Raw genomic sequence first — 4,665 nt, 5'->3', positions numbered from 1 at the left:
GATTGGCGTGTTCCGCCCGATTTACCGTACCGGGTCGGACGCCGTCTCTTTCGAGCGCTGACGCACGATAAGCGCGGCGCCGAGGCCCTGAAGATCGTGCGAGCCTATGCGCTGGCAGTTGATCGTCCGTTGCTGATTTCGTGTCACTTCAATGCCCATGCTCCGGCTGATGTCGCCTTGGCATCACTACCATGGGAGCTGCTTTGGGCCGATGAACCGACGCCACTCTTAGCCGAACGGCGCTTGGCAGCAACGATTGAGCGTCGTCTGAAGCATACCGGTCCGCCACCGGCACATGTACCGGGGCTAGGGGCGCTGCGCATTCTAGCACTTTCACCACAGGCTGGCATTCCACCCGAACTACGCCAGATCGAGCGGAGTGCACGAATGCATGCCCTGCAACCGCTCCTCGAACGAAACCTGGCAGAAATACGTGAGCTGAGTCCTGTTTCGCGCCGCGAACTGGAACGGGTCGTTCGCGAGTGGTCACCCGATGTGATCCACTATTACGGTCACGGACGGTATGAAGAGGGCAGTGGGGCACTACTGCTCGACAGTGAACGTGGTGGGGAAGAGTGGATACCATCCGGGGCATTAGCGGCTGCTCTGGGTAGCGTGCGAATGGTTGTATTGCATGCCTGTCAGGGCGCCATGACCACCCCAGGCCCGAATCTGCTTGGTAGTGTGGCCCCTGCACTCAGTCTGGCCGGGGTACCGGTCGTGATCGGCATGCAGTTTACTATTCGTGCCGATGCCGCAACCCGCATTGCCAGCATTGTGTACGCCGGACTGGCACAGGGGCGCAGTGTTCAGGAAGCACTGGCGGCGGCCCGCATCGCATTGTACGTCAGTGAGACGGATCAGGTGTCATGGTTTGTACCGGCCCTGTACGTGCGTAGCCGGAGCCAGGGGCCAGTCTATGTACGACCACCGAGCGATCAGCCGCCAGCACTGACGCTTGGCTCCCGTCAGACACCACGTATTCGCCGTCTGCGTATCCAGGAAGAGTGGGCACGTCAACGTCATCATCATCGCAGTGAATGATTCGAGAATACCTATTCCAGGATCAGGTGAGGCATGTATCAGATTGAATGGGTTGGGATGCTCCGCAATCATTTTAAACCGGGCACCCCGGATCGTATTCGCATGATCGTGTTGCATGCGACCGCCGGTACCTACCCTGGCGATCTGAAATGGTTGCGTCAGGGTGGTGCACCGGGACGTGAAGTTTCGGTACATTACTACATCAACAAAAGCGGTCAGATTTTCCAACTAGTTGCCGATCGCGATATTGCCTGGCACGCTGGTATAAGCCGTTGGGAGGTCGATGGACGCACGGTTATCGGGTGTAATGAAGTGTCATTAGGGATCGAGTTAGAGAATCGCAACGACGGCCGTGATCCCTATCCGCCTGAACAGTATGCCGCAGCATGCTGGCTGACTCGTGAGCTAGTGCAGAAGTATCAGATTCCGCCACACCAGGTAGTACGCCATCTTGACATTTCACCTGGTCGGAAGACTGATCCAGCCGGGTTTCCCTGGCAACGCTTTCTTGCCGAGGTCTTTGCTGATCTCCCCGGTCAGCCGGCGTTACCGCCGGCCGAACAGTTGCAGCAACATATGCTCGATGTTGCATACCGGGCCGCCGGCAGTGGTCTTCCTGCCAACTGGCCCTTCTTTACCGTAGCGCGCACGACTCATCTGGGGATGCCGGTGACTTCATTGGTGGCCCGTCCACCGGCGCCACGGCCAGCATCGGCGCCTGATGATCGCGAACGGGTGTTGTCACTCCCAGATGGCACGCGCTATCTGGTTGAGGTATACGCACGTGATGCGCTGTTTGCGGCCGTTGGCCCCGATGATACGATACGCACCGATGAGCCAGTTCGACGGTTGAGCGATATTCCAGCCAGCCCACAACGCCTGACCTTGCTGGAAGCCATCTTCCGAGCGGCCGATCCGATCAACGGCTTCCAGCCAGGCTGGGCATTTCACCAATATTTTCTCGCTCATATCAGTGAGCTTGGCATGCCGATCAGTCACAATCATCGGCTGACGCTGGCTCCAGGCTGGAATGTTGCCTGCCAGCATTTCGCCCTCGATAGCCTTTGCTCGCCGGTTGGTCAATGGCAAATTATCTACCGCCTCAGTGAAATCCGTCGTGCGGCAGCAGGTGAAATACTGCTCGCCGGTATAAGCCGCGACCGGGCAGCGCAATTAGCGCACCTCATCCTCGATGATCTCTTCACCTTACGTACCGGGCGACGGTATCAGGCAGATGCGGCACTGGTACGCTATGCACTCGATGAGGAATTAGGCGCACCACTTGGTCAGGCCGAAACTGCGCTGATTGCTGGCGTGCCGATGGCACTGATGCCCTTCGCGCTCGATGTGGTTGCCTGTCGATTGCCAACCCCTGATTGGCCACTCGAGCAACCATTACCGCCCGGTCATCCGTTTGGCCGGTTAACAACCCTGCTTGGCCCACGTCGTCAGTTCACGAGCGGCATTGTCCGCTTGTCACGGCTCGGTCATCAATTTGGCTCACTGCCGGTCATCAGAAACCAGCCCGTCTTGGGGCCACCGCGGCAGCATCGACCACTGATCGACGTCAGCTTGTTTGCCGGTGATGGTGAGCTGCGGCGACGTGCCATTGACACCATCCTGGTAGTGCCAGCACCAGGGCCAGCAAGCCTTTCACTATGCAACGCACACATCGAGGCGCGCTGGCACTACTATATTGATCATACTGGAACCATTTTTCGGTTACGGAATGAACGCTACGTGGCACGTGCTGCACGCGGTATTGGTCTACCTGCCGAACAACTCGACCAGCGCGCACTGGTGATCGCTGTCGAAGGATCGCTCGATCACACTCCACCAGTGCTACGGCAGGCAGTGCGCACGCTGGTACGATGGCTGCAACGACATTTTCAGATCGGTCACGATCGGGTGCGATCAGGTAGTCTGACAGGTGATTCTTAGCATGGGTTTGCGAATGCCATTCCCGACAGCAGTATCTCTCTTCTCCTCTTCCCAGTGTGAGAGCAAAAAAGTGAGAACAAATCCTGTCTGCAAACGAAGAGCCGGGCTATTGCTATCACCGGCTGCCAGAAACACATGGGAGGTCTATGCAGCCAACAACACCTTCGTTTCACCCCTACCCTCCGATCACTATCAAACTGATCGGGTTGGGCGGATGTGGCGGAAATCTGGTCAGTACGTTGAAGCTCCAAACCGACCGGGTCGATCTGATCGTTGCAAATACCGATCACCAAGACCTGACCGGTCGCACGAATGTGCCCACGCGCATTTTGCTGGGGCCACAGTGTACTGCCGGTAAAGGAGCTGGTGGGCGGCCGGAAGTCGGCGCAGCGGCAACGGTAGAAAGTGAGCCGGCGCTGGCAAAGGTGTTGAGCGGCGCCGATCTGGTTGTGATCGTTGCCGGTATGGGTGGGGGTACCGGTACCGGTGCTGCGCCGGTTGTTGCCCGTCTTGCCCGCCAGCTCGGTGCGCTCACCCTGGCCTTTGTCACGATGCCATTCTACGTTGAAAAGGGTCAGCGTAGTCGAACCGCTGAACAGGGATTAACGGCACTAACCAGCGAAGCTGATGCCGTCGTGGTTGTCTCCAACCAGAAAATTCTCAATGTTGTCGATCCGCGCACGACGCTATCCGTTGCACTAACCTACAGCAACACCATCCTGGGCGCCGCGATCAGTGGCGTTGTTGATCAACTCTCATTACCGTCACTGATGCAACTCGATTTTTCGCATATACGGCAAACGCTCAGTAATGCCGGACAAACGATGCTCGGTATTGGTAGCGCCTCGGGGAGCGATGCCGCACAACGTGCGATGCACCATGCTCTTAAATGTGATCTCCTGGAAGGGAATTTGTTGAAGGCGCGCCGGGTCTTTGTGTCGATTATTGGTGGGAGTCAGCTTGGTCTGTTCGATGTTCAGCAGGCGATCGAGCAGATTCATCGCACGATCAACAACGAGATTGATCCAGTCATCGGGGTTGTAACTTCGCCCCACCCTGCCCATCGTGATCGTGTGCGGGTGACGCTGATTGCCAGCGAGGTTGAATCGTTTCGCCAACCGTTACGCTCAGTACGCCCGGCAAACATCGTATCTGCATCGAACCATTTGTACCCTGACGATCTACCACCCTTTTTGAAATTACACCATCGAGGTAGCCTATGATACTTCACCTCTGCACCAATGATCCACTCGTTACGCTAGTGTACGATCTGTTTGGCGCGAATGCCGTGCGGGTACCTGATGCTCGCATCCGTCCGTTATCGGTCGTCGTTCATCGGAATGGACGAAGTATCTTTCGTGGTTCATTGTTACCGCTACTGACCGATTCCAGTCCTCTGAGTGTCCAACCTGCCGTGTCACAGCTCATTGATGTCAGTGGGCGGCGCTCGCGGCGAGTCAGTCTTGATCTCGGCATCCATATCCTACGCGGATTCCTCTACGGCTTTGGGGCGCCGACCGCCAACCTGTCTACCTCGCTCCAGGGTGTGTCTACCGTTGCGTTTTCGTTTCCAACGGCAATGCGGGTTGCCTACGATGTCAATGCGTTGGGCTGGGCATTAGCTGGCCGGGCCATTGATCGCACCAATCCGGCAGCAGCCATTCTCTTCGAGCAAACGCC

The 4,665-nt window shown here is 57.3% G+C and carries 4 protein-coding genes; all 4 read left to right on the top strand.

Annotated features, from left to right (window positions below):
* A partial coding sequence (locus JE47_RS0119545; protein WP_031461359.1) for a CHAT domain-containing protein occupies positions 1 to 1,044 on the top strand: 1,044 nt, incomplete at its 5' end.
* A 33-nt stretch (positions 1,045 to 1,077) separates the two neighbouring features.
* Entirely contained in the window at positions 1,078 to 2,985 is a 1,908-nt protein-coding gene (locus JE47_RS0119540; protein ID WP_031461358.1) for an N-acetylmuramoyl-L-alanine amidase, read from the top strand.
* A 146-nt stretch (positions 2,986 to 3,131) separates the two neighbouring features.
* Entirely contained in the window at positions 3,132 to 4,208 is a 1,077-nt protein-coding gene (locus JE47_RS0119535; protein ID WP_031461357.1) for a cell division protein FtsZ, read from the top strand.
* Positions 4,205 to 4,665 (top strand): gasdermin (locus JE47_RS0119530; RefSeq protein ID WP_031461356.1); only part of this gene is annotated, 461 nt, incomplete at its 3' end. The genes JE47_RS0119535 and JE47_RS0119530, both read left to right, overlap by 4 nt.

The sequence above is a fragment of the Chloroflexus sp. MS-G genome, assembly GCF_000735195.1.
In the GTDB taxonomy this organism is placed as follows: Bacteria; Chloroflexota; Chloroflexia; order Chloroflexales; family Chloroflexaceae; genus Chloroflexus.
This window is presented reverse-complemented; position numbering and strand designations above follow the sequence as displayed.

Coding starts and splice junctions, on each gene's coding strand:
- JE47_RS0119540 (WP_031461358.1), top strand. CDS start 1,078: ATGTATCAGATTGAATGGGTTGGGATGCTCCGCAATCATTTTAAACCG.
- JE47_RS0119535 (WP_031461357.1), top strand. CDS start 3,132: ATGCAGCCAACAACACCTTCGTTTCACCCCTACCCTCCGATCACTATC.